18 protein-coding genes are annotated in these 19,493 nt (G+C 66.0%); 13 read left to right on the top strand and 5 right to left on the bottom strand.

The genetic code is table 11. The features are described 5' to 3' along the window. Positions 1-19: 19 nt before the first annotated feature. Positions 20-781 carry an ABC transporter permease gene (locus BLA15945_RS27475; protein ID WP_059239178.1) on the bottom strand — a complete coding sequence of 254 codons (762 nt, stop codon included), beginning with the start codon at positions 779-781 and terminating at the stop codon, positions 20-22. Between the two features lie 3 nt (positions 782-784). After that, positions 785-1,729, bottom strand: a complete 945-nt coding sequence (locus tag BLA15945_RS27470; protein ID WP_059239180.1) for an ABC transporter ATP-binding protein — start codon at positions 1,727-1,729, stop codon at positions 785-787. A 423-nt stretch (positions 1,730-2,152) separates the two neighbouring features. Between BLA15945_RS27470 and BLA15945_RS27465 the strand changes: the two genes are divergently transcribed. The 10 genes from BLA15945_RS27465 (at position 2,153) to BLA15945_RS27420 (ending at position 12,138) form a co-directional block, all read left to right on the top strand. Continuing rightward, on the top strand, positions 2,153-2,449 hold the full coding sequence (locus BLA15945_RS27465; protein WP_059239182.1) for a cupin domain-containing protein: 297 nt from the start codon (positions 2,153-2,155) through the stop codon (positions 2,447-2,449). Between the two features lie 617 nt (positions 2,450-3,066). Continuing rightward, positions 3,067-4,668 carry a DUF2957 domain-containing protein gene (locus tag BLA15945_RS27460; protein ID WP_174993875.1) on the top strand — a complete coding sequence of 534 codons (1,602 nt, stop codon included), beginning with the start codon at positions 3,067-3,069 and terminating at the stop codon, positions 4,666-4,668. Between the two features lie 71 nt (positions 4,669-4,739). Then, complete coding sequence (locus BLA15945_RS27455) at positions 4,740-5,993, top strand: DUF2957 domain-containing protein (protein ID WP_174993842.1); 1,254 nt, start codon at positions 4,740-4,742, stop codon at positions 5,991-5,993. Positions 5,994-6,066: 73 nt separating this feature from the next. Next, positions 6,067-6,891 (top strand): OmpW/AlkL family protein, encoded by an 825-nt coding sequence (locus BLA15945_RS27450; RefSeq protein ID WP_059239186.1) that lies wholly within the window; start codon positions 6,067-6,069, stop codon positions 6,889-6,891. Between the two features lie 121 nt (positions 6,892-7,012). Further along, positions 7,013-7,516 (top strand): hypothetical protein, encoded by a 504-nt coding sequence (locus tag BLA15945_RS27445; RefSeq protein ID WP_059239188.1) that lies wholly within the window; start codon positions 7,013-7,015, stop codon positions 7,514-7,516. 180 nt (positions 7,517-7,696) lie between these two features. After that, on the top strand, positions 7,697-8,200 hold the full coding sequence (locus BLA15945_RS27440) for an activator protein (RefSeq protein WP_174993841.1): 504 nt from the start codon (positions 7,697-7,699) through the stop codon (positions 8,198-8,200). Between the two features lie 231 nt (positions 8,201-8,431). Continuing rightward, positions 8,432-9,553 (top strand): hypothetical protein, encoded by a 1,122-nt coding sequence (locus tag BLA15945_RS27435; RefSeq protein ID WP_174993840.1) that lies wholly within the window; start codon positions 8,432-8,434, stop codon positions 9,551-9,553. Positions 9,554-9,913: 360 nt separating this feature from the next. Next, complete coding sequence (locus BLA15945_RS27430; RefSeq protein ID WP_174993839.1) at positions 9,914-11,056, top strand: MGDG synthase family glycosyltransferase; 1,143 nt, start codon at positions 9,914-9,916, stop codon at positions 11,054-11,056. Continuing rightward, positions 11,053-11,547, top strand: coding sequence for a hypothetical protein (locus BLA15945_RS27425; protein WP_174993838.1), 495 nt, complete (start codon positions 11,053-11,055; stop codon positions 11,545-11,547). The genes BLA15945_RS27430 and BLA15945_RS27425 overlap by 4 nt, the downstream gene beginning before the upstream one ends. Before the next feature lie 6 nt (positions 11,548-11,553). Continuing rightward, entirely contained in the window at positions 11,554-12,138 is a 585-nt protein-coding gene (locus BLA15945_RS27420) for a dual specificity protein phosphatase family protein (RefSeq protein WP_174993837.1), read from the top strand. Positions 12,139-12,226: 88 nt separating this feature from the next. Here BLA15945_RS27420 and betA read toward each other — a convergent pair whose 3' ends face one another. Genes betA through betI form a run of 3 tightly spaced genes read right to left on the bottom strand, consistent with a single transcriptional unit; the run spans position 12,227 to position 16,039 of the window. After that, a complete protein-coding gene (gene betA / locus BLA15945_RS27415; RefSeq protein ID WP_174993836.1) occupies positions 12,227-13,927 on the bottom strand; it encodes a choline dehydrogenase in 1,701 nt (566 codons plus the stop codon). Between the two features lie 25 nt (positions 13,928-13,952). After that, the gene (gene betB, locus BLA15945_RS27410; RefSeq protein ID WP_174993835.1) at positions 13,953-15,422 is read right to left on the bottom strand and encodes a betaine-aldehyde dehydrogenase; all 1,470 of its coding nucleotides are present in this window, start codon (positions 15,420-15,422) and stop codon (positions 13,953-13,955) included. 32 nt (positions 15,423-15,454) lie between these two features. Further along, positions 15,455-16,039, bottom strand: a complete 585-nt coding sequence (gene betI, locus BLA15945_RS27405) for a transcriptional regulator BetI (RefSeq protein WP_059239210.1) — start codon at positions 16,037-16,039, stop codon at positions 15,455-15,457. 720 nt (positions 16,040-16,759) lie between these two features. Here betI and BLA15945_RS27400 point away from each other — a divergent pair. The 3 genes from BLA15945_RS27400 to BLA15945_RS27390 all read left to right on the top strand — a co-directional run. After that, positions 16,760-17,662: an alpha/beta fold hydrolase gene (locus BLA15945_RS27400; protein ID WP_059239211.1), complete on the top strand. Its 903-nt coding sequence runs from the start codon at positions 16,760-16,762 to the stop codon at positions 17,660-17,662. Positions 17,663-17,729: 67 nt separating this feature from the next. Further along, positions 17,730-18,299, top strand: coding sequence for a methyltransferase family protein (locus BLA15945_RS27395; RefSeq protein WP_059239213.1), 570 nt, complete (start codon positions 17,730-17,732; stop codon positions 18,297-18,299). Positions 18,300-18,316: 17 nt separating this feature from the next. Beyond that, positions 18,317-19,493: glycosyltransferase (locus BLA15945_RS27390; RefSeq protein ID WP_174993834.1), on the top strand; the 1,177-nt coding region annotated here is incomplete at its 3' end.

Genomic DNA, 19,493 nt, shown 5'->3' with positions numbered 1-19,493 from the left:
GCGGGCGGCGCGTGCCACGTCAGTTCTTCAGCTTGTAGCCGGTGCGGAACATCCACGCGACGATCGCGAGCAGGATCACGAGGAACAGCCCGGTCGCGGCGAGGCTGATCCATACGTGCACGTCGGCGAGCCCGTAGAACGACCAGCGGAAACCGCTGATCAGGTAGACGATCGGGTTGAACAGCGTGATCACGCGCCATGCGGGCGGCAGCATGTCGACCGAATAGAAACTGCCGCCGAGGAACGTGAGCGGCGTGATGATCAGGAGCGGCACGAGCTGCAGCTTCTCGAAGCTGTCGGCCCAGATGCCGATCACGAAGCCGAACAGGCTGAACGTGATCGCCGTCAGCACGAGGAACAGCACCATCCAGAACGGATGCAGGATGTGCAGCGGCACGAACAGGCCGGCCGTGGCGAGGATGATCACGCCGAGCAGCATCGACTTCGATGCGGCCGCGCCGACGTACGCGATCACGATCTCCCAGTACGACACCGGCGCGGACAGGATCTCGTAGATCGTGCCGGTGAAGCGCGGGAAGTAGATGCCGAACGATGCGTTCGAGATGCTCTGCGACAGCAGCGACAGCATCACGAGGCCCGGCACGATGAACGACCCGTAGCCGATGCCGTTCACGTCGCTGATGCGCGAGCCGATCGCGGAGCCGAACACGACGAAATACAGTGACGTCGAAATCACCGGCGCGATGATGCTCTGCATCAGCGTGCGGCGCGTGCGGGCCATTTCTGCGCGGTAGATCGCGCGGATTCCATGCCAGTTCATGCGTCAGGCTCCTTGCACGCCGTTGCGGCGGTTGTCGATCAGGCTGACGAAAATGTCCTCGAGCGAGCTCTGCGTCGTGTGCAGGTCGCGAAAGCCGATGCCGGCCGAGCCGAGCGCGTTGATCAGTTTTGCGATGCTCGCGTCGTCGCGCTGCGAGTCGTACGTGTAGACGAGCGCGGCGCCGTCGTCCGCGCGTTCGAGCCCGAACGGCGCGAGCGCAGGCGGCACGTCCGCGAGCGGGTGCTCGAGCTGCACGGTCAGCTGCTTCTTGCCGAGCTTGCGCATCAGCTCGCGCTTTTCCTCGACGAGCACGAGCTCGCCGCCGAGGATGATGCCGATCCGGTCGGCCATTTCCTCGGCTTCCTCGATGTAGTGCGTGGTCAGCAGGATCGTCACGCCGCTTTCGCGCAGCGAATCGACGAGCTTCCACATGTCGCGGCGCAGTTCGACGTCGACGCCGGCCGTCGGCTCGTCGAGGAACAGGATGCGCGGCTCGTGCGACAGCGCCTTCGCGATCATCACGCGACGCTTCATGCCGCCCGACAGCGTCATCAGCTTGTTGTCGCGCTTGTCCCACAGCGACAGCGCCTTCAGCGTCTTCTCGATGTACGCGGGATCGGGCGCCTTGCCGAACAGGCCGCGGCTGAACGACACGGTCGCCCAGACGGTTTCGAACGCGTCGGTGGTCAGTTCCTGCGGCACGAGGCCGATCATTTCGCGCGCCGCGCGGTATTGATCGCGGATATCGTTGCCGCCGACCGTCACACGGCCTGCGGTCGGCGTGACGATCCCGCAGATCGAGCCGATCAGCGTCGTCTTGCCGGCGCCGTTCGGCCCGAGCAGCGCGAAGATCTCGCCGGGGCGGATGTCGAGGGTCACGTGCTTCAGCGCCTGGAAGCCGGACGCGTAAGTCTTGGAGAGGTCGGAGACGGAAAGGATCGGTTGCATGCTCACGGATGGCACGGCCGGCCGGCGCGACGCGGGGTGCCGCGCGTGCCCGGTGTCGCCGCCGCTGCGAGGCGGACGGGACCGGGGACGGCATGGCGAACGGGCGTCATGTCGAACGGCGTTGTGGTGCGGGATCGCGGGACCGCCATATTAGCAATCGGTAGATCGAAATGCATTCTGATGGAAAGGCGGGGCATTGCCGATACCGGATTGGCATGAACTGAGCGGTCATCAGTCAATAAAAAAGAGCTTTATTTGAATTGAGCGAACAATTCCGGGCATTTTCCGCAAACCGGGCCGTGACCGCGTCGCCGCGCGTGCGGCCGGCCGACTGTGCTGCCCGAAGGACCTTGCGCCGTATCGGGACGGAACGCATCGCGCTCGCGATAATGCGTTCCTTTCATCGTTTACGGAGCGGCGCGCATGTCTTTGATCGATTTCAAATCCGTGGCGGACGCCCAGGCCGCCGCATGGAAATCCACGATCGTCGGCGAGGTCGGGCCGGCCCGGATCAAGGTGCTGCGCATGGATGCGCAGCCCTACGAGGCGGAAGTGCACGACTACAACGAGGGATTGCTGGTGCTCGACGGCACGCTGATGCTCGAAGTCGAAGCGGAAACGGTCGTGGTCGGGGCCGGGCAGATGTATCTCGCGCGGGCCGGCATCCGTCACGCGGTGCTGCCCGGCAGCCACGGCACGCTCGCGATCATCGACGTGTAAGGTTGCGCTGCAACATGCGCGGCGGCCGCTGAAGGCCGGCTGGCTTGGCTCGGCGCGGATTGGCGGTCGCCGTTCAAACGCGTGTTCCACGGCCCCGGTATTTGTCTGAGCAAATAAAATGAAGGCTGTTTGAAAATCTGTCAAATACCGTGTAAACGCTAGGATCGCGCGGGTTCATTCGTTTGGAACTCTGCATCCATTTACTTGTTTGAATGGTCCGATCATAGTCTCGACAAACGACGCATCACGATAACGAATCAAGCGTACGGATGGAGACCACACCATGAGACGCCTATCCGCGGGGCCAGCCGGACTGCCGTTTCCCGATTTTTCGCTGCATGCAGGCGCGACGCAGGTCGCATGCCTGCGTCGTCACCTCGCCGTGTAGCGGCGAACCACTTTCCGTTTCGATCGTTCCGACGGCGCCGTGCCGCATGACGGCGCTGCGGGAGCGCGCTCGTCTGCCGCCGCGGCATGTGCCGCATCCGCCTGACCGGCATCGCGGCTGCCTTGCGCGCACCGTCATGCGCCGCGCATTCGTGCGGCGGCGCGATACCAACCGGCGGGCCATGCAGCCCGGCCGGACGAGACTTGTCGTACCTGAAAAGGAGGGGTTGATGATTTGCATTCCTGAATGGCGGAAGGCGATCCTGTCGTGCGCGGTAGTCGCTTTGCCGTTCGTCGCCGGTTGCGGCGGCGGCGACGATCCGGGGCCGATCAACGTGCCGCAGTGCTCGGGCAGCGCCTGCGGGCCGAGCGGTGCTGAAACGACGCCGCCAGTGGTGACGAAGCTGTGTCCGGACGCGCTCGATTACACGACGACGTATACGGGCGGTTCGGGCAGCGGCGAATACGTGAAGGTGAAGTTCGACACGACGAAGCTCACCTATCAGATGCAGTTCATCGACTCGTCGGTGCCGACCTCGGCAGGGCAGATCAACAACACGCGCGCAGGCCTGACGATCAGCGGCGCGTTCCATCATCCGACCAATCTCCCGACGGCCGAGCAGAATCGTTGCGCGTTCGTGCTCGACAGCGGCGCGACGAGCGACGGTACGTATTCGGTGACGATCAACCGCGCCGATCCGCCGATGCTGTTCGTCGGCAACGGCGTGGTGGGCGGCGGGATTCCGGGCGCGACGATCGCGTTCCAGGGCATCGACGTCTTTGGATCGATCATCGGGGCGGTGCCGTCGCGTACGTTCGACTTCTACCCGTTCATTGGCTTCACCAACACCGAAACGGATTTCACGAAGGTGGCCGGCGCGTATAACGAGGTCGGCATTCACCTGTCTCCGCCCGGTACCGGCTATCAGACCAGCACTCCGGAAGGGTGGCAGCCGGACGTCGTGAACTGGAACCAGACGTTCAATGCGGACGGGACGTGCACGATCACGCAAGGCAGCGACTACTCCTGCCAGACGACCGGTACGCCGTGGACGTTGCGTAAAAACGCGGACGGCACACCCGATAACGTATTCGTCAGCAACGCGCAACCGGGGCAGGCCTATCCGACGGCCGGCCAGGGACAGCCGCTGGTGCTCATCGTGCCGAGCCAGGCACACGGCGTGATGATCGTCGGCAAGCTGAATGGCGCGCTGGTGCCGATCGTGATCCGCGTCGGGTATGCGTATGCTCCGGCGGGTAATCCGCTGGGCTCGGTGGCCGATGCGGAAGTCGGCATCTCGATGCTCGCGCCTTCCAAGGCTGTTGCGACCAACCTGCTGAAGGGCGGTTTCATCGGTGCGACGAGCGCATCCGCGTGTGGTGTGGTGACCTCCAACGGGCCGTCGAGTGTCGCAGCAACTTCGAAGCCGAGCTTCAATGCACTCGTCCCGCATCCGGACCTGCCTGGTGTGTACAACACGACGTTCAATTTCTTCATGCCGGCCGCCGGCAACTGCAGCGACGGCACCGCCGTGTCGACCATCGCGGCGAATTACACGTCGACGCTGTTCCAGGGCAATACCGCGGCTTTCATCGACCCCCAGACGTCGTCGGAGACCGCGCAGTTCGGGCTGGACTATACGCAAGCCACACCCGGCAAGATCGCGGTCACGGCCAACAGCGACTTCAACGCGAAGGGCGCGAACGGCAACGTGGCGATCTTCAAGAAGGGCGATACGGGCTGGATCCTGACGGCTGGCAACGTCTACGCGATGGTCGTCAACAACAGCCAGGTCAACCCGTTCTTCACGGTCGGCGCGTTCGTCCAGTAACCCTGCATTGAACACGTAACACCGGCGGCGCATGCGTCGCCGCCGGCGAATAGAATTTCAAGAGGATTCCTATGAATTTGAAACAATGGATGGCTGCGGCGTCGCTCGCGCCCGTGCTGGCCGCATGCGGTGGAGACGGCGACCCGCCGCCCGCGCCGGTGGTCCGGCTGTGCCCGCAGACGATCGACTACAACACGGTGTTCATCGGCGGGTCGGGGTCGGGCGAACTCGTGAAGGTGCAGCTCGACACGACGAAGATGACGTACCGGATGACTTACCTCGCATCGCCGGTGCCGACCACCGCGGGCACCGTTCAGCCGACGCGCGACACGGCCCCCGCGAATGTGGTCGACGGCACGCTGGCCGACGAAACGGGGCTGCCGACGGTGAAGCTGAACCAGTGCACGTTCCGGATGCAGAACGCGAGCCTCGACCCGAGCCGGCCCGCGCGGCTGTTCCTCGGCGAAGGCGTGCTGGGCGGCGCGATTCCGGGCGCGACGATCCAGTTCAACGGCGTGATCGGCGTCGGCAAGATTCCGCAGACGACGTTCCCGTACTACCCGTTCATCAGCTTCTCGTCGCTCGAAACCGACCTGACGAAGATCGCCGGCACGTACAACCAGCTCGGCTATCACCAGGTGCCGTCGCAGAACTTCCAGCCGGTGGCGCTCGACCAGAAGGTGACGATCAACGCGGACGGCAGCTACATCGAGACCGACAACTTCGGCAAGAAGAACGGCGGGCAGCCGCTTGCGTCGAGCGCGACCGTGAACCAGCCGTTCACGCTGCGTCCGGATGCGCCGGCGTTCCAGTCGCTCAACTACCTGCCGCAGATTCCGCCGACACTCGCCGCGCTCGATCCGGCGAAGGCCGGCAAGGGGATCCTGATCGTCGGCAAGCTGCGCAACCAGCTCGTGCCGATCTTCATCCGCACCGGTGCCGCGAACGCGGACCTCACGCAAGGGCCGCCGAGCGCGGACGACGAATCGGGCATCTCGTTCCTGAGCCCGCGGACGGCGATCGCGCAGGGCTCGCAGGACGGCGAGTACACGGGCGTCGACAGTGCGTTCAACTACCGCGCGACCGCGCTCATCGGTGCACAGGCCACGCTGCTCGATCCGTTCAACGCGTCGCAGGCCGCGCTCACGCGCGCGCTGAACCTCGACTACACGCAGAAGGTGCCGGGCGTCGTGACGACCGTGCATGCGGATGCGGCGTCGGGGCCGGCAACCGGCAAGTTCGTGTTCACCGGCGGCGTATTCGGGTTCCTCGACATGAACGATACGAGCAACCCGTACTTCACGGTCGGCGCATTCGTGCAGTGACGCACGCCTGGATGGAGACACGGCGGCGCCGCGCGCAGATGCGCGGCGCCCGGACAGAATGAGGGGAGACTTCATGAAGAAGCTGATTGTCGCGGGTATCGTCGCAGGCGTGTCGACGCTCGCATCGGCCCAGCAGGCGGGCGACAACGTCGCGACGCTGGGCTGGCTGCACATCATGCCGCAGGATTCGACCAACGGGCTGACGACGAATCTCGCGGGCATGCCGATCAACGGGCCGCTGCGCCTGCCCGGTTCGTTCACGTCGCCGGGTACGAGCCTGACGGTCAACAACGCCGATACGGTCGGCCTCACGCTCACGCACTTCTTCACCGACCACATCGCGGTGACGTCGGTGCTCGGCGTGCCGCCCGAGTTCACGCTGACCGGGCACGGCACGATCAAGCCGCCGGGCCCGGCCGGTGCGCTCGGCAGCGTCAACATGGACGACCCGGCGAACCAGCCGGCGGTGAAGAACGCGCGGCAGTGGAGCCCCACGATCATCCTGCAGTACTACTTCAATTCGTCGACGGCGCGGTTCCGGCCGTTCGTCGGGATCGGCGTGGCGTACAGCTGGTTCAGCAACATCGAACTGAACGGCAACTTCGCGAGAGACATCAACCAGAACCTCGGCAGCGTACTCGCGGCCGGCGCCGGCAAGCCGGGGCCGACGTCGGTGGAGGGCAAGGCGTCGTCGTCGTTCACGCCGGTCTACAACATCGGCGCGAGCTATGCGATCGACAAGCACTGGGGGCTGACGGCGACGCTGACGTACATGCCGCTGAAGACCTACTCGTCGCTCGTGATCAAGGCGGCCGACGGCTCGACGCTCGCGACCACGCGCACGAAGTTGAAGGCCGACCCGCTGATCACGTTCGTCGGGATTTCCTACAAGTTCTGAGCCGACCGGCGCGCATGACGCGTGCCGGCGGTTTCCTGCGACCGGCTGGCCGGATCGTTCCGGCCGGAAGGTTGCGTTCCTGGCGGCGTGCCGCCATTTGTAAAGAGAGGGGGCAGTTCAAATGAGCATTCGCAAAATCGTATCGCTTGTTGCTGCAGTGGCTTTCACCGCGGTTTCGGCCGCGCCTGCTTTTGCCGTCACCGTTTCGCGCGTGGACGGTCAGCCGATGAATCCGAACGGCGAGCCGTTTTCCGCGTCGGGGCTCACGAATCTGAGCAAGGGGCAGATCAGCGCGCCCTGTACCGCGACCTTTAACGGCACGATCACGTCGACCGGCATCGTCAACATCACGTCGACGACGTTCTCGGGCGGCGCGACGTGCGGCCTGATCAGCGGCAGCGCGAGCAGCACGTCGCCGTGGACGGGCCAGGCCGACAGCACGACGCAGCTGTCGATCAACAACGTGAAGGTGAACGTCACGCTGCTCGGCGCGTGCGGGCCGAGCAAGGTCGTGACGGCGTGGAGCGATGCGAACTCGTCGCTGACGTTCAACAACGCCACGCTGACGCCGGACTGCACGGTGGGCGGCACCGTTCTGACGTCGCCGAAGTTCCACGTGCAGTAAGCATTGCGGATCGAAGCGGATACCCGTTGCGCGCGAGGGCCGTGCGGTAGGCGCGGCGGGTTTTCGCGGTTTCGATGGGTTCGTGCCGTCGCGCGTATCGGCGCGGCGGCCGGATTCATTCGCAGAGCGGCCGCAGTTCGGGTGGCAGGCCGCCGCATATCGAGAGAGAGGGCCTCACAAATGAAAGCTCGTCGAATCACGTTGCTTGTTGCGGCTGTGGCATTCGCCGCGGTTTCGGCCGTGCCTGCATTCGCAGTGACTGTTTCGCGCGTGGACGGCATGCCGATGAATCCGAATGGCGAACCGTTTTCCGCGACGGGGTTGATGAACGTCGGTAAGGGAGCGATTGTCGCGGTCTGCAGTACCACGTTCAACGGTACGATCTCGGCGACCGGTATCGTCAACGTGACGTCGACGCAGTTCACCGGGGCTCCCCTCTGCGGCTTGTTCGCCGGTAGCGCGAACAGCGCTTCGCCGTGGACGGGACAGGTGGATAGCACGACGCAGTTGTCGATCAATAACGCGCAGATGAACGTCAATTTGCTCGGGGCTTGCGGGCCGGGAAAGATAGCAACGACATGGAAAGACTCGGACTCGTCGCTGACGTTCATGAACGTCGTGCTGCCGCGTGATTGCACGTTCGCCGGGACGCTCGCGACGTCGCCGAAGCTCCACGTACAGTAACCATGACCGAGCGAAGCGGGGCGCCCGCCCGTGCATGAGGATCGTGTGGTTCGCACGTGAGTTTTCGCTTCCTCGATGTATTCGCGTCGTCGCGCTTATCCGCGTGACGGCCGAGCCACCCGTGTCGCGATCCGATTCGGGTGGACTTGCCGGGCTGGCGTGACGTACTGCGCCCCCGACTCGATTGAAACAGAACGATTCCAATTCGACCAGAACTATCCCGGACGACCCATGCTTACCGATCCAGCAAAGTATGGCGAGGCCCGCGGTGCGACGCCTGACCGGCTGCGCACGGCCGCGTGGCTGCAGTACCTGATCGACCATCTCGACGCGATTGCTTGCGCGGCGATGGCGGGCGACGCGTACGACATGACTGTCGTCGCGTCGCACGCGATACGCATGCAGGCCGGCGTCGACCTGTCTCATGAAGCCGCCGCGATCCTCCACCGGCTCGTTCCGTGGATCGCGACGGACGGCGGCGGCTGCGCGTGCGACCCGGCCGATCCGCTCGGCGCATGCTCGCATGTGCCCTCCGCGCAGCAGCTCGCGGAGGCCGAACGTTGCTGCCCCGGCTCGCGCGCCGCATTCGACACCGCGCACGGCGTGATCGATGCGTGTGCGTTCGACGACCCCGAGGTCGGCTGGGCCGCGCTCGAACGGATTGCCGGCGGCGTCGAATGCAGCAACGAAGACGCCGTCGAACGCATCGCCCACGAAAATGACGCGCCCAGCGAGACGCCGCCTGCGAAGAACCTGAGAGAACGACTGACCGCCATCGCGGCGACAAGCGCGCAAACACCGGATCGCCCCGGCGCCGTCATCGACGCGATCGTGTTGCGCGCATGCGGCCCGCGCGACGACGCGGCGCGCATCGACGAGATGGCCGCGCTCGCGATGTTCGCGGCCGAACTCGCCGCCGGCAACGGGGTGTCGGTCGCAGCGTACGGCGGCCAGCACAACCTCGTTGCGCAAGCGATCGGAACGCATCGCGCCGATCTCGCGTCGGTGGACGGGCTGTTCGCGGCGCTATCCGTATGCCGGCTCGATCGACTGACGGGCGCCGGCAGTTTCTGGGCTTACTCCCTGCTGGCGGGCATCGTGATTGCCGCGCCGGACACGGTTCGGGAAGTCGGCCGCCGCTTTCATGGCGGCACGTGGCAAACGTGGCTCGACCACGTGCTCGCGTGGCCTGCGGTCAGCCGCTTCGGGACGAAGGAGGATGTCGCGTTCGACCGTTTGCGCGGCGCGATGAGTCTAACGTCGCGCAGGAACCCGATCATCCGCGCCAAGCGGATGCGGACGCGAGCCGTCGCGATCTCCCGGTTCGGCGAAGACGAGGGCAACGCCGGCTGACGCGAAGCCTTTGCCGAAACGAAACGACGGGTATCGCCCGGCGCGAGCGTCCCGTTTGCGCTGAAGAAACACCGGGCCCCGTTCGCACGCGCGAGCGGGGCGTCACGCCGTCGCGATCCACGCGCGACCGCGCCTCATCCCCATCCGACCGCCCGCGCGGCACCCTCCGTTCCAGGCCTCGTCGCCCGGACGCAGTATGATTCCGCAGGCGATGCGGTCGATCGGCCGATCCGGGCCAACCGATCGACCGCACCGCCGAAGATCCGCCAGGCTGGTTGAAAGCCGGACGCAAGATGCCGCCGCGTAACCGCGCTGCTGCCGACCCGCATCCGGACCCCCTTCATCGAAACGGTCAGTCAGATGTCAAAGCAAAACAAGAAAATCCTGCTCCTGAGCGTCAGCGCCGGCGCCGGGCATACCCGCGCGGCCGAAGCGATTCGCGCATTCGCCGATCTCCATCCGGCCGGCATCGAAGCCACCCACCTCGACGTAATGGATTTCGTGTCCACCGGCTTCCGCAAGCTGTACACCGATTTCTACATCAAGCTCGTCAGCAGCCAGCCCGCACTGTGGGGCTACTTGTACCAGAAGACCGACGAAGCCGATCCGGCCGCCGCGTCGCAGAAGATCCGCCGCGCGATCGAGCGGCTCAACTGCCGCCAGTTGCTCGAGGAGATCGAGCGGCAGCGCCCGGACGCGATCATCTGCACGCACTTCCTGCCGGCCGAACTGTTGTCGCGCGAGATCCGCAAGGCGCGCATCGACACGCCGGTGTGGGTGCAGGTCACCGATTTCGACCTGCACAGCATGTGGGTCGTGCCGCACATGCGCGGCTACTTCGCGGCCAACGACGAGATCGCGTGGCGCATGCATGCACGCGGCATGGCGCCGGAAACGGTGCACGTGAGCGGCATCCCGATCATGCCGGCGTTCGGCCAGCCGCTCGATCGCGCAGCGTGCGCGGCCGAGTTCGGCCTCGATCCCGCGCGTCGCACGTTCCTGATGATGTCTGGCGGCGCCGGCCTCGGCGGGCTCGACGTGCTGGCCGCGCGGCTGCTCGAGATGGACGCCGATTTCCAGCTGATCGCGCTGGCCGGCAAGAACCAGGCGATGCTCGCGTCGCTGCAGGCGCTCGCCGCGCAGCATCCGGGCCGGCTCTTTCCGCAGGGCTTCACGCAGCAGGTCGAACGCCTGATGGCGTGCGCCGACCTCGTCATTACGAAGCCGGGCGGCCTGACGACGTCCGAATGCCTCGCGATGCAGTTGCCGATGATCGTCAACTCACCGATTCCGGGCCAGGAAGAGCGCAACGCGGATTTCCTGCTCGAACAGGGCGTCGCGCTGAAGGCCATCGACGACGATGCGCTCGTCTACCGGATCCGCGCGCTGCTGCAGACGCCGGAGCGCCTGGCCGACATGCGTCGACGCCTCGCGCCGCTCGGGCGGCCGCTGGCCGGCCGTTTCGTGCTCGACCGCGTGCTGGGCCTGGAGCCGGTCGCATGAGCGTTGCGCGTTTCATCCCGGCGCGCCATACGCTGTTCGTCGTCGCCTGGGTCGTGCTGCTCGCGTATTGCTTCGCGAACGTCGAGATCCAGATCGAGGGCAGCGCGGGCTGGGCCGCGAACCTGCCGACCTGGCGCATCGAACATCACTGGCTGCTCGACATCTTCTGGGGCGGGCGGCCGATGACCGGCTACCACGCCTGGGTGTTCCCGTTCGTCGCGCTGTTCTTCCACCTGCCGCCGATCTTCAACGCGCGGTGGTCGTGGCGCATCGAGGCGCGGATCATCGCGTGCATCATGGTGTTCTGGCTGACCGAGGATTTCCTGTGGTTCGTGCTGAATCCGGCCTACGGTCTGTCCCGCTTCAATCCGGCCCACGTGCCGTGGCATATCCACTGGCTGGGCGTCGCGCCGACCGACTACTGGACCATGAGCGCGGCCGCGATCGTGCTGTTCGTCCTGTCCCGCGAGCGCAAGCGCGCATTCTATTGAACCGACATGAAAATCGCCGTCATTGCCTCGCTCGCCGTCACGCTCGCCGCGCTCGTGCAGCCGGCCCACGCGGACCCGGCCTCCGACGCGTCCGCCCGGCCGATCAAGTGGGCGCAGAGCGTGGTCGATGCGCACGTGAACAACCTGCATCGCATCACGCCGACGCTGTACCGCAGCGCGCAGCTGTCGCGCGCGGACGTGCCGGAACTGCAGAAGCTCGGCATCCGCAAGGTCATCAGCTTCCGTTCGTTTCATGCGGACGACACCATTCTGGCCGGCACGCAGATCCGGATGCAGCGCATCCGGATCAACACGTGGGACATCCGCGACGAAGACATGGTCACCGCGCTGAAGGCGCTGCGCACGGCCGACAAGGACGGCCCGGTGCTGATCCACTGCCAGCACGGCGCCGATCGCACGGGCCTCGTGTCCGCGCTGTACCGGATGGTGTACCAGGGCTGGACGCGCGAGCAGGCGCTCGATGAACTGCAGCACGGCGGCTACGGCTTTCATCCGGTCTGGCAGAACATCACGAACTACCTGAAGCACGTCGACGTCGAGCGTTTGCGGCAGGAAGTGAACCGCGGTTGATACCTGCATGAAACAACGCCGCCGACCATCACGGCCGGCGGCGTTTCGTCAGGACCCGATCGACGTTCGGGCGGGGTGCCCGCCCCCGTCAGGCCGTCTCGGGCTGCCGCACGGCCTTCGCGACATTCCGCGCCAGTGCGCCGTTCGCGACGAAGTACGGCACGTCGACGCGTGCGAGCGGCTGGCGGCCGCGGATCTTGTCGGCGATCTTCTCCGCGATCATGATCGTCGGCGCATTGAGGTTGCCGGTCGTGATGATCGGCATGATCGACGCATCGACGACACGCAGCCCTTCGAGCCCGTGCACGCGGCCTTCCTCATCGACCACCGCCATGTCGTCGTAACCCATCTTGCACGAGCACGACGGATGGAACGCGGTTTCCGCGCGGGCGCGCACGAACGCGTCCAGTTCCTTGTCGCTCTTGCAATCGGCGCCCGGGTTCAGCTCGCGGCCGCGATAGCGGTCGAGCGCGGGCTGCCGCATGATCTCGCGCGTCGCGCGGATCGCATCGCGGAACTCGCGCCAGTCGAGCGCTTCGGCCATGTAGTTGAACAGGATGCTCGGATGATCGTTCGGGTCGCGCGAGCGCAGCTTCACGCGGCCGCGGCTCGGCGAGCGCATCGAACCGACGTGCGCCTGGAAACCGTGCATCTCGATTGCGTTCGAGCCGTTGTAGTTGATCGCCACCGGCAGGAAGTGGTACTGAATGTTCGGCCACGGATCGTCGTCGCGCGTGCGGATGAAGCCGCCCGCTTCGAAGTGGTTGCTCGCGCCGAGGCCGGTGCCGTTCAGCATCCATTCGAGACCGATCTTCGGCTGGTTCCACCACTTGAGCGCCGGGTACAGCGAGACGGGCTCCTTGCACTCGTACTGGATGTACATCTCCAGGTGGTCCTGCAGGTTCTGGCCGACACCGGGCAGGTCGAGCACGACGGGAATGTCGAGTGCCTTGAGCCATGCACCGGGGCCGACGCCCGAGCGCTGCAGCAGTTGCGGCGACGCGATCGCGCCGCTGCACACGAGCACCTCGCGGCGCGCATGCGCGGTCGCGCGTTCGCTGCCGCGCAGGTACGTGACGCCCGACGCGCGCTTGCCGTCGAACAGGATGCGGTCGGCGAGCGCGTGCGTGACGATCTCGAGGTTCGACCGCACCTTCGCCTGGTCGAGGTAGCCGCGCGCGGTGCTCGCGCGGCGGCCCTTCGGCGTGACGGTGCGGTCCATCGGGCCGAAGCCTTCCTGCTGGTAGCCGTTCAGATCGTCGGTGCGCGGATAGCCGGCCTGCACGCCCGCGTCGACCATCGCCTCGAACAGCGGGTTCACGCCCGGCTTGCTGGTCGTGACCGACACGGGGCCGCTGCCGCCGTGATAGTCGTTCGGGCCGACGTCGCGCGTCTCGGCTTTCTTGAAGTACGGCAGGCAGTCGAGATACGTCCAGTTCTCGAGGCCCTTGTGCGTTGACCAGTTGTCGTAGTCGAGCGCGTTGCCGCGGATGTAGCACATCCCGTTGATCAGCGACGAGCCGCCGAGCCCCTTGCCGCGGCCGCATTCCATCCGGCGGTTGTCCATGTGCGGCTCGGGGTCGGTCTCGTACGCCCAGTTGTAGCGGCGGCCCTGCAGCGGGTAGGCGAGGGCGGCCGGCATCTGCGTGCGGAAGTCGAAGCGGTAGTCGGGACCACCGGCTTCGAGCAGCAGCACCGTGACGTCCGGATCTTCCGTCAGGCGCGTTGCGAGCACGTTGCCCGCGGAGCCTGCGCCGCAGATGATGTAATCGTATTCGCGTGTCGTCATGACGGTCAGTCTCCTTTCGTGATCCTTAAAACACCGGGTTGTAGCGGCCGAGCTCGACCTGCACCGACTTGATTCGAGTGTAGTGCTCGAGCGTCGTGATGCCGTTCTCGCGTCCGACACCGGATTGCTTGTATCCGCCAACCGGCATCTCGGCCGGCGATTCGCCCCACGTGTTGATCCAGCAGATGCCGGCTTCGAGGCGGTGGATCGTGCGGTGCGCGCGCGACAGGTTCTCGGTCACGACGCCGGCTGCAAGCCCGAAGTGCGTGTCGTTCGCGCGGGCGATCACTTCGTCCTCCGACTCGAAATCGAGGATGCTCATCACCGGCCCGAAGATTTCCTCGCGGACGATCTTCATGTCGTCGCGGCAATCGCCGAACACGGTCGGCGCGACGTACTGGCCGTTGCCGAAGTGGCCGTCGGTCAGGCGCGTGCCGCCCGCGAGCAGCTTCGCGCCTTCCGCCTTGCCGCTTTCGATGAAGCCGAGCACCTTGTCGAGCTGCGCGGCCGACACGAGCGGGCCGAAGTTGGTGTCGGCATCGGCCGGCTTGCCGACGCGGATGCGCTTCACGCGCTCGAGCACCTTCTGCGTGAACGCGTCCTTGACCGAACGGTGCACGAACACGCGCGTGCCGTTCGTGCAGACCTGGCCCGAGCTGAAGAAGTTGGCGGTCACCGCGATGTCGGCCGCACGGTCGAGGTCCGCATCGTCGAACACGATCAGCGGCGACTTGCCGCCCAGTTCCATCGTCACTTCCTTCAGCGACGATGCGCCGGCCAGCGACATCACCTTCTTGCCCGTCTCGACACCGCCCGTGAACGACACCTTCGCGATGTCCGGGTGGCCCGTCAGCAGCGCGCCGACCGAGCCGTCGCCCTGCACGACGTTGAACACGCCGGCCGGCACGCCGGCTTCCGTATAGATTTCCGCGAGCTTGAGCGCGGTCAGCGGCGTGACTTCGCTCGGCTTGAACACCATCGCGTTGCCGGCCGCGAGCGCGGGTGCCGTCTTCCAGCACGCGATCTGGATCGGGTAGTTCCACGCGCCGATGCCCGCGCACACGCCGAGCGGTTCGCGGCGCGTATAGACGAACGATTCGGCGCGCAGCGGCACCTGCAGCCCTTCGATCGCGGTCGCGAGGCCCGCGTAGTACTCGATCACGTCCGCGCCGGTGACGATGTCGACCGCGAGCGTCTCGCCGATCGGCTTGCCGGTGTCGCGCGTTTCCAGCGCCGCGAGCGCGTCGTTGCGCTCGCGCAGCAGGTCGACCGCGCGGCGCAGGATGCGCGAGCGCTGCATCGCGGTCATCGCGGCCCATTCGCGCTGGCCTTCCTGGGCGGATGCAACGGCGCGGTCGACGTCGGCCGCGCTCGCCTGCTGGACCTGCGCGAGCAGTTCGCCGGTGGCGGGATCGAAGGTGTCGAAAGTCTTGCCGCTCGTGGCGTCGACGTAACCGCCGCCGATGTAGAGGCGCTGCAAACCGAATACGGACATGAGGATCTCCTTGAGGGCGACTGCGTGACGCGTCAGGCGGACGCGAGCAGCAGGTCGATGTAATCGTGGGCGAGCTTCAATGCCGCCCGGGTGTCGATCGGACCGCCGGCGAGCGCGCCGCGCAGCCACAGGCCGTCGATCAGCGCGGCGAGGCCGCCGGCGGCTTCGCGCGCTTTCGCGCGCGGCAACGCCTTCGCGAATTCGGCGCACAGGTTCGAATGCAGGCGCCGTGTGTTGACGTGCTGCAGCCGCTTGAGCATCGGGTCGTGCATGCTCTGCGACCAGAACGCGAGCCACGTCTTCATCACGGGCGCGCTGACCTGCGTGTCGTCGAAGTTCGCGGCGACGATCGCGCGCAGCCGCGAACGCGGATCCTTGCGCGCAGCCGTGCGGCGGCGCGTGGTGGCCGACCACAGGTCGCGCAGCACGTGCCGCATCGTTGCTTCGAGCAGGCCGTCCTTGTCGCCGAAGTAGTGGCTGACGATGCCCGTCGAGATGTTCGCGCGTTGCGCGACCGATGCGAGCGTCGTGCCGGGCAGGCCCGCTTCGTCGATCGAGCGCAGCGTGGCATCGATCAACTGTGCGCGGCGAATCTCCCGCATTCCGACTTTCGGCATCGCGACTCCCTTCGCCCGGACGGGCCGTCCATGGAAGTCGAGAGCTTAGCGGTTTTTTATTGATCGTTCAATCAACAAAAAACCGGGGTCGGACGATCAGGCTGCCCTCGATAACGGGTCTCGATTGCGTCCGCAGTCATGTGCAGGTGCGGAAAAACGCATTGAAAGAAGGTTAATTAAATTGGAATCTGTTTAAAACGGTTTCTGATAAATGACGCAATGCGGAGAAAAGTTTCCACTTCCGCATCCATTACAAATAGAAAGAGTGTCGAATTCTGTAATATTATTCGCGATGTGAAATCGTCAATTCGGATTGTGAAGATGCACGGCTTTGTAAAAACCGTTTCAATCGGGCGATTGAAATGAGCCTAGTTATTGAATATAAACGATTATTTGTGATTTTTGAGCGCCGGTGCAACCTGCCCGCAAACGATTGCGATCACCTTTCTGAAAATTCCGCTTACCATAGAAATTGATAAAAAAATTTGAATCCGGCCCATTTCCGGGTGGAGTAGAGGGGATCCTTGGAATGACTTGAGTAAGTAATATCGACCGTATTAGTATGGCGCCGCACTACGAGGAATGAATGGGCGCCGCCGGCAATTGCCGCGGTGCGTCGGCAACGGGCGCGTGGACAGACCGCGCACGGGGCCGGCGCCAGCCATTGCGCACCTGCAGCATGCCGCGACGTCGAGACGCCGCATCCACCGGAGAACGACGATGCCGACCGAAAAACACGTGGTCCCGCTACCGAATGGTCTGAAGGTCTACGTCGAACGGAACGTGTTCGACCCGGCATTCGACACGGCGATGCTCGTCAACGGCGCACTCGCGACGACCGCGTCGTTCGGCCAGACCGTCCAGTATCTCGGCGAGCGGATGAATACGATCTGCTTCGACCTGCCGTATGCGGGGCAGTCGCGTCAGCACAACCCGGGCTGCTACATCCTGACCAAGGACGACGAAGCCGCGATCCTGCAGTACCTCGTCGAGCATTTCGCGCCGGCGTTTCTCGTGTCGGTGTCGTGGGGCGGCGTCGCGTCGCTGTTCGCGCTCGCGCGCGGCTGCCCGAGCGTGCGGCGCGCGGCGATCTGCTCGTTCTCGCCGTTCCTGAACGCCGCGATGGTCGACTACGTGACGCGCGCCCGCGACCACATCGCAGCCGGCGAGAATCTCAAGGCCGCGCAGTTGCTGAACGACACGGTTGGCCGTTACCTGCCGCGCATCATGAAGCTGTACAACTACCGGTATCTCACGCGCCTGCCGCGCGACGAGCAGGACCAGGTCGCGTTCCACGTCGACCAGATCCTGTCGCTGCAGCCCGAGCGCTACTTCAGCGAGTTCGCGAACATCGGCTGCGAGCTGCTGTTCCTGAACGGCGAGCGCGACGACTACACGACGCCGGCTGACGTGCGCCAGCTCGGCGCGCATGTGTCGCGTGCGCGCTTCGCGACGGTGCCGGACGCCGGCCACTTCCTCGACATCGAAGGCCGCGCGCAGCGCGAATACACGCGTACGGCGCTGCTCGACTTCTTCTGCGGCGAGTCGTCCGTCGCGGCCGGCATCGCACGCGCGGCCGCGCATGCGTGCGTGCCCGCGCCGATGCACGCGCTGTCGTCGTGACCTCATCCGTCGTGCGTCGGGCTCGTCCCGCGCATCCGAATTCCCATCCCACCGAGGCAGGCCCGCCGTGAATATCGTTCAGACCATCGCCATCGTCGTTCCGTGGGCCGTGTGGCTCGCGTACTGGATTGCCACGTCGCAGGGCGTGAAGGCGACCGTGCGCAAGGAGGCGTCGCGCTCGCGCACGCTGCAGTCGATTCCGCTGATCGTCGGCGGCGCGCTGATCATCCTGCCCGATCCGTCGTGGCGGGCGCTCGTCCCCGACTGGCAATGCTTCGGGCTGCAGGCGCAGTGCGGGCTCGCGGTGCTGGTGGCCGGCCTGCTGTTCTCGGTCTGGGCGCGGCTGCACCTCGGCACGAACTGGAGCGTGTCGGTCACGCTGAAGGAAGACCACGAACTCGTCCGCACGGGGCCGTACGCGCTCGTGCGTCACCCGATCTACACGGGTTGCCTGATCGCGCTCGCCGGCGCCGCGCTGATCGGCGGCGAATGGCGCGGCGTGATCGGCGTGCTGCTCGTGTTCGCATCGCTTGCGTACAAGGTGCGCGTCGAGGAAAGCTGGCTGACCGGGTATTTCGGGCCGGCCTACGCGCAGTACCGCCGTGAAGTGGCGGCGCTGATTCCCGGCTTCTACTGACCCCGGCGAGGCGCGCGATGGCGAAGATGATCGTGACCGCGATCGGCTCGGCGGGCGACGTGCATCCGCTGCTCGGCGTCGCGCGCACGCTCGCGGCGCGCGGTCACGACGTCGTGTTCTGCACGCACGCGCCGTTCGAGGCGGCCGTGCGCCGCTGCGGCTTCGCGTTCGTGCCGGTCGGTACGGCAGCCGAATACGACGCGGCGATGGAGAACCCGGCGCTGTGGGATCCGCGCACGTCGTTCCGCACGCTGTGGCAGGTGATCGCGCCGACGCTGCGCCTGCACTACGACGCGCTGCATGCGCTGACCGATGCCGACACGGTGCTCGTCGGCACGCTGTGGGCGTTCTCCGCGCGCTTCATGCAGGAGCTGCACGGCACGCCGTACGTGTCGGTGCAGGTGTCGCCGTCGACGCTGCTGTCCGCGCATGCGCCGCCGACGCACCCGCGCCTGACGATTCCCGCGCGCTGGCCGCTGCCGGTGAAGTCGGCGCTGATGACGCTGATCGAGCGCCAGGTGCTCGACCGCGTGTGCGGCCCCGCGCTCAACGCGGTGCGCCGCGAGCTGGGGCTTGCTCCCGCACGGCGCGTGCTCGGCCGCTGGCTGCATTCGACCGACGGCGTGCTGTGCCTGTTTCCCGGCTGGTTCGCGCCGCCGCAGCCCGACTGGCCGTCGAATCATCTGCAAAGCGGTTTTCCGTTGTTCAACGATATTGCGACACCCGACGATGATGTGGCACTCGATGCGTTTCTCGCGGCCGGCGAGCCCCCGGTCGTGTTCACGGCCGGTTCGACACGCGTCGATCACGCGGCATACGCGGGCGCGGTGGCGCATGCGCTGCGCGCGACCGGCGCGCGCGGGATCCTGCTGACGCCGTACGATGCGGCCCCTGGCGACGACCGGCTGCTCGTGCGCCGCTTCGTGCCGATGCGCACGCTGCTGCCGCGTTGCCGCGCGCTCGTGCATCACGGCGGGATCGGCACCGCGGCGCTCGCGTGCGAGGCCGGGATCGTGCAGGTGGTCACGCCGTTCGCACACGACCAGTTCGACAACGCGCAACGTGTCGTCGCGAACGGCTGCGGCGTGCGCGTCGATGGCCCGGTCGACGGCGCGCGGCTCGCCGCGGCGCTCGCGCGCGTGCTCGCCGAACCGGCGTTCGCGGTGCACGCGAAGCGCACGCGCGCGCTGCTCG

The sequence above is a fragment of the Burkholderia arboris genome (assembly GCF_902499125.1).
Classification (GTDB): domain Bacteria; phylum Pseudomonadota; class Gammaproteobacteria; order Burkholderiales; family Burkholderiaceae; genus Burkholderia; species Burkholderia arboris.
The sequence above is the reverse complement of the archived record's forward strand: the minus strand, read 5'-3'. Positions and strand labels throughout refer to the sequence as shown.

Bases quoted from the DNA above. Each gene is read 5' to 3' on its own strand.
- BLA15945_RS27475 (WP_059239178.1), bottom strand. From the start codon at position 781: ATGAACTGGCATGGAATCCGCGCGATCTACCGCGCAGAAATGGCCCGC.
- BLA15945_RS27470 (WP_059239180.1), bottom strand. From the start codon at position 1,729: ATGCAACCGATCCTTTCCGTCTCCGACCTCTCCAAGACTTACGCGTCC.
- BLA15945_RS27465 (WP_059239182.1), top strand. From the start codon at position 2,153: ATGTCTTTGATCGATTTCAAATCCGTGGCGGACGCCCAGGCCGCCGCA.
- BLA15945_RS27460 (WP_174993875.1), top strand. From the start codon at position 3,067: ATGATTTGCATTCCTGAATGGCGGAAGGCGATCCTGTCGTGCGCGGTA.
- BLA15945_RS27455 (WP_174993842.1), top strand. From the start codon at position 4,740: ATGAATTTGAAACAATGGATGGCTGCGGCGTCGCTCGCGCCCGTGCTG.
- BLA15945_RS27450 (WP_059239186.1), top strand. From the start codon at position 6,067: ATGAAGAAGCTGATTGTCGCGGGTATCGTCGCAGGCGTGTCGACGCTC.
- BLA15945_RS27445 (WP_059239188.1), top strand. From the start codon at position 7,013: ATGAGCATTCGCAAAATCGTATCGCTTGTTGCTGCAGTGGCTTTCACC.
- BLA15945_RS27440 (WP_174993841.1), top strand. From the start codon at position 7,697: ATGAAAGCTCGTCGAATCACGTTGCTTGTTGCGGCTGTGGCATTCGCC.
- BLA15945_RS27435 (WP_174993840.1), top strand. From the start codon at position 8,432: ATGCTTACCGATCCAGCAAAGTATGGCGAGGCCCGCGGTGCGACGCCT.
- BLA15945_RS27430 (WP_174993839.1), top strand. From the start codon at position 9,914: ATGTCAAAGCAAAACAAGAAAATCCTGCTCCTGAGCGTCAGCGCCGGC.
- BLA15945_RS27425 (WP_174993838.1), top strand. From the start codon at position 11,053: ATGAGCGTTGCGCGTTTCATCCCGGCGCGCCATACGCTGTTCGTCGTC.
- BLA15945_RS27420 (WP_174993837.1), top strand. From the start codon at position 11,554: ATGAAAATCGCCGTCATTGCCTCGCTCGCCGTCACGCTCGCCGCGCTC.
- betA (WP_174993836.1), bottom strand. From the start codon at position 13,927: ATGACGACACGCGAATACGATTACATCATCTGCGGCGCAGGCTCCGCG.
- betB (WP_174993835.1), bottom strand. From the start codon at position 15,422: ATGTCCGTATTCGGTTTGCAGCGCCTCTACATCGGCGGCGGTTACGTC.
- betI (WP_059239210.1), bottom strand. From the start codon at position 16,039: ATGCCGAAAGTCGGAATGCGGGAGATTCGCCGCGCACAGTTGATCGAT.
- BLA15945_RS27400 (WP_059239211.1), top strand. From the start codon at position 16,760: ATGCCGACCGAAAAACACGTGGTCCCGCTACCGAATGGTCTGAAGGTC.